The organism is Azospirillum sp. P4_B5 (assembly GCF_056402275.1).
In genome coordinates this window covers 1-5,804 of the sequence record NZ_JBFUHT010000096.1, presented here as the reverse complement: position 1 = coordinate 5,804, position 5,804 = coordinate 1, and the positions used below count along the sequence as shown (strand labels likewise).

General features: G+C 72.9%; 1 protein-coding gene. It reads left to right on the top strand.

Features of this window, described 5'->3' with window-relative positions; translation table 11 throughout:
• Positions 1-40 precede the first annotated feature (40 nt).
• Entirely contained in the window at positions 41-5,782 is a 5,742-nt protein-coding gene (locus AC1DVI_RS31825; RefSeq protein ID WP_476961382.1) for a beta strand repeat-containing protein, read from the top strand.
• Positions 5,783-5,804: the final 22 nt, after the last annotated feature.

The window sequence follows — 5,804 nt, the reverse complement described above, 5'->3', positions numbered from 1 at the left end:
GAACAACACGGCCGACACGACGCCGCCGTCGATCACCACCGTGACGATCCCCGACCAGGCGGCCAAGGTCGGCGACACGGTGACGGTGACGATCACCGTGGCGTCGGACAGCGACACCTACACGCTGGGCAGCGGCAGTACGGTCGACGGCTTCGCGCTGGGCAACCTGACCAAGGTCGGCGCGACCACCTACACCGCCACCTTCACGGTCACCGCCGACGGCCAGCGCACCGGCGACCGCGCCGCCAACCAGGACATCCCGGTCAACATCGTCCTGGTCGACAGCGCCAGCAACGCCAACACCCCCTACACCACCGCGATCAGCCAGACCAACGACCGCATCGACACCAACGCCCCGCCGGTCCTGGCCGTCCCGACCACCCCGGCGACCCTCGTCGACACCGCCGCCGCCGACAGCTTCCCGCTGATCGACGGCCAGCTCTCCGCGACGGACCTGGAAGGCGACACGCTGACCTACTCCATCGCCGGCTCGCAGACCTCCCCGGTGCAGTACGGCAGCGTCACGCTCGGCAACGGCGTCACCTACGACTCGTGGTCCACCGGGCCGGGCGGCACCTCCTACGTCAACAGCCAGACCGGCCAGTACGCCTACGTGTTCGACGCCGCCTTCCTCAACGGCGTGCCGGCCGGGCCGATGCAGGGGACCAGCACCTTCACCGTCTCCGACGGCAACCGGAGCGTCTCGCAGGAACTCACCCTCAACTTCACCGGCGCCAACGACCGCCCGATCCTGTCCAACGACGTCCGCAGCCTGACCGTCATCGACCAGGGCATCGCCGACACCGCGAACGGCGGGATGACCGTCACCGCCCTGCTGGCCTCCGCCGGCACCGCCACCGACGCCGAGTACGACAGCCCCGTCCCGATGGTCACCGTCGTCCCGCTGGGCATCGCCGTCACCGGGGTGACCAACAGCAACGGCACCTGGCAGTACAAGGTCGGCACCGGCGCCTGGACGGACATCCCCACCGGATCGTCCAACGGCTCGGCGTTGCTGCTCGCCGGGTCGGACCGCGTGCGCTTCGTGCCGAGCGGGTCGGGCTTCACCAACACCGACACCGGCGGCCTCACCTTCAAGGCGTGGGACCTGACCAGCGGCACCGCGGGCGGCACCGCCGACACCAGCGCGGACGCCTACAGCACGGGCGGCGCCACCGCGACGATCCGCGTCGACGCCGTGCCGACCCTGACCGCGACCGGCGGAGCCAAGACCTTCGGCGTCGGGGTGGACAGCGCCACCACCAGCCTGTTCAGCGGCGTGACGGCCTCCACGGTGGAGGCGGGGCAGAGCTTCCGCGGCGCGGTGTTCACCGTCGGCGGCGTGGTGGACGCCACCGAGGTCCTGACCATCGGCGGGGTCGACATCGCCCTGACCAACGGCGCCACCGCCACCCTGACCGGGCTGGGGGCCGCGGGCGGCGACGCCAGCGTGWCCGTGTCGGTGGTCGGCGGCGTCGCCACGGTGACCCTCGGCGGGCTGGAGCGCAGCGACGCGCAGATGAGCGCGCTGCTCGGCGGCGTCACCTACAAGAACACCAGCGGGACGGCGACGCTGGGCAACCGCACGGTGGCCATCGCCGGCCTGACCGACAGCGGCGGCGCCACCGGCAGCGCGACCATCTCCGGCGTCAGCACGGTGGTGGGCGTGGCCGACGTGACGCCCCCCGCGGTTCCGGTCGTCACCAGCGCGGCGCTGAGCAACAGCGCGACGCCGACCCTGGCCGGCACGGCCGAGGCCGGCAGCACGGTGACCGTCACCATCGGCGGCGCCACCTACACCACCACCGCCACCGGCGGGACCTGGAGCCTCGACCTCGCCACGGCGACGCCCACCKCCGGCGTGCTGACCCTCGACGCCAACGGCGCCAACCCGGTCTCCGTGACCGCCAAGGACGCGTCCAACAACACGTCCAACCCCGGCACCCAGACGCTGACCATCGACACGACGCTGCCCGACGCCCCGGCKGTGACCAGCGCGGCGCTGACCAAGAACGCCACCCCGACCCTCGCCGGCACGGCYGAGGCCGGCAGCACGGTGACCGTCACGSTGGGWGGGGCGACCTACAGCACCACSGCSACSGGCGGGACCTGGWSSATCGACCTCGCCACGGCGACGCCCACCTCCGGCGTGCTGACCCTCGACGCCAACGGCGCCAACCCGGTGTCCGTCACTGCCAAGGACGCGGCGGGCAATGTCTCGGCGCCGGGCACCCAGTCGCTGACCATCGACACGACGGCACCGAACGCCCCGACCGTCACGACGGCGCTGAGCAACAGCACGACGCCGACCCTGACCGGCACGGCGGAGGCCGGCAGCACGGTGACCGTCACGGTGGGCGGGGCGACCTACACCACCATCGCCACCGGTGGAAACTGGAGCGTCAATCTCGCGACGGCGACGCCCACCTCCGGCGTGCCGAGCCTGAACGCCAACGGTGCCAACCCGGTCTCGGCCACCGCCACCGACGCGGCGGGCAACACGTCCTCGGCCGGCACCCAATCGCTGACCATCGACACCACGCTGCCCGATGCCCCGGCGGTGACCASSGCGGCGCTGACCAACAGCACCACCCCGGTGATCGGCGGCACGGCGGARGCSGGCAGCACSGTSACCGTCACGGTGGGMGGMGCCACCTACACCGCCATCGCCACCGGCGGGAACTGGTCCGTCGACCTCGCCACGGCGACCCCGGTGACCGGTTCGCTGAACCTCAACGCCAACGGYGCCAACCCGGTCTCGGCCACGGCGGCCGACGCGGCGGGCAACACGTCCTCGGCCGGCACCCAGTCGCTGRYCATCGACACGACGCTGCCCAACGCCCCGGTGGTGACCAGCGCGGCGCTGASCAACAGCACGATGCCGACCCTCRCCGGTACRGCGGAGGCCGGCAGCACGGTSACCGTCACGGTGGGAGGCGCCACCTACACCACGACCGCCACCGGCGGGGCGTGGAGCATCGACCTCGCCACGGCCACCCCGGTGACCGGTTCGCTGAGCCTGAACCCGAACGGCACGAACAGCGTGTCGGCCACCGCCACCGATGCGGCGGGCAATGTGTCGGGTCCCGGCACGCAATCGCTGACCGTCGACACCACGGTCCCGAACGCTCCGGCGGTGACCTCGGCGGCGCTGAGCAACAGCACCACTCCAATGATCGGCGGCACGGCGGAGGCCGGCAGCACGGTCACCGTCACCATCGGCGGCGCCACCTACACCACCACCGCCACCGGTGGAAACTGGAGCGTCAATCTCGCGACGGCGACGCCGGTGACCGGCACGCTGAACCTGAACGCCAACGGCGCCAACCCGGTCTCGGCCACCGCCACCGATGCGGCGGGCAACACGTCCTCGGCCGGCACCCAATCGCTGACCATCGACACCACGCTGCCCGATGCCCCGGCGGTGACCAGCGCGGCGCTGACCAACAGCACCACCCCGGTGATCGGCGGCACGGCGGAGGCCGGCAGCACGGTCACCGTCACGGTGGGCGGAGCCACCTACACCACCACCGCCACCGGTGGAAACTGGAACGTCAATCTCGCGACGGCGACCCCGGTGACCGGTTCGCTCAGCCTCAACGCCAACGGCGCCAACCCGGTCTCGGCCACCGCCACCGATGCCTCGGGCAACGTCTCGGCGCCGGGCACCCAGTCGCTGGTCATCGACACAACCGCTCCGGACGCTCCGGCGGTGACCTCGGCGGTGCTGACCAACAGCACGATGCCGACCCTGACCGGCACGGCGGAGGCCGGCAGCACGGTCACCGTCACCATCGGCGGCGCCACTTACACCACCACGGCGACGAACGGCGGCGCCTGGAGCCTCAACCTCGCCACGGCGACCCCGGTCACCGGCACGCCGAGCCTGAACCCCAACGGCGCCAACCCGGTCTCGGCCACGGCGACCGACGCGGCGGGCAACGTCTCGGGTCCCGGCACGCAGTCGCTGACCATCGACACCACCGCGCCCGCGGCCACCGTGCTGTTCGAGGACGACAGCATCGACGCCATCGAGCAGTCCAGCGCCGCCTTCACCATCGGCGGCGGCGAGGCCGGGACCAGCTTCACCTGGACGATCACCTCGGCCGGCGGCGGCSAGGTCACCGGCTCCGGCGTGATGAGCGGCCCGACCATGCGGGTGACCGGGCTGGATCTCTCCGGCCTGGGCGACGGCACCCTCACCCTCACGCTCGGCCTGACCGACCCGGCGGGCAACGCCTCGGTGCCCTTCACCGCGACGACGCAGAAGCTGACCGCGACGGTGGACAAGCCCGCCCCCATCGCCCCGCCGCCGGTCGCCACCGTGGACGGCGCCACCGTCAACGGGACGGTCACCACCGGCAGCGACGGCAGCCGCACCACCACGGTGACCATCGCGGCCAGCAACGAGGAGCGGGTTGAGGACAGCRCCACCGCCAACGCCGATCTGGCCGACGTGCCGGTGGTGCGCGAGCAGGTGGTCGACCGGCAGACCGGGGCGGTGTCCACCGTCACCACCCTGACGGTCAGCGTCTCCAATGGCGTGGCGGTGACCACCTCGGGCAGCGCCGAGCGGCAGACCGCCGCGCAGGCCCAGACCGGGCTGACCGGCCTGATCGCCGCCATCGAGGCGCGCACCGACGAGGGCACGGCCGCRCGCGGCACCCTGACCGGCGGCGGCGACGGCTTCCTCTCGGTGCTGTCCACCCAGGCCCAGCTTCTGGTGCGCGCCATCGACTTCAGCGCGCCGGGGGTGGCCGCCGGCCAGGCGGTGCGGACCAGGGTGACCGGCAACACGCTGGGCGGCACCGGCACCGCCAGCACGGCGCCGACCGCGGTGGTGCTCAACACCTCGGCGGTGGCCGGTCCGGTGACCATCCAGCTCGACAACGTCGAGTTCGCCGCGGTGGTCGGCACCGCCACGCTGGTCGGCGGCGACGGCGAGCAGATCGTCTACGGCGACGACCACSAGCAGTACATGTATCTGGGGGCCGGCGACGACATCCTGCACGGCGGCGGCGGCAACGACACGATCGCCAGCGCCGGCGGCAACGACACGCTGTACGGCGACGACGGCGACGACGTGGTGCATGGCGGCGAGGGCGACGACTGGCTGCTCGGCGGGTCGGGCGACGATCTGATCGGCGGCGGCACCGGCAACGACCGCGGCTTCGGCGGGACGGGCGCCGACATCCTGTTCGGCGAGGAGGGCGCCGACACGCTGACCGGCAACGAGGGCGACGACACGGTGGTCGGCGGGWCGGGCGACGACCTGCTGTTCGGCGAGGAGGGCAACGACCTTCTGGTCGGCGACGCGGGCGACGACACGATCAGCGGCGGGTCGGGCAACGACACGGCGCTGGGCGGGGCKGGCCGCGACCTGATCGGGCTGGGTGAGGGCGACGACCTGGCCAGCGGCGGCGACGGCGAYGACACGCTGCTGGGCGAGGACGGCRACGACACGCTGTTCGGCGGGGCGGGCGACGACCTGCTGAACGGCGGGGCCGGCAACGACGTGCTGTTCGCCGACGGCGGTGCGGACACGCTGTGGGGCGGCGGCGGCGCGGACCTGTTCGCCTTCGGGCGCAACTCGGGYGGGTCGGTGGTGATGGACTTCCAGGTCGGGGTCGACCGTCTGGCCTTCCACGAGGCGGGCATCGACCTCGGCGCGGTGATCCGCTCGGCGCGGGTGGAGGGCGGAAACACCACCCTCGACATCGGCTCCGGCGCCCGCATCACCATCCTCGGCCAGACCGGAAACGTCGCCGCCTGGTTCGGCTGAGGGCCGCCTGGTTCGGCTGAGG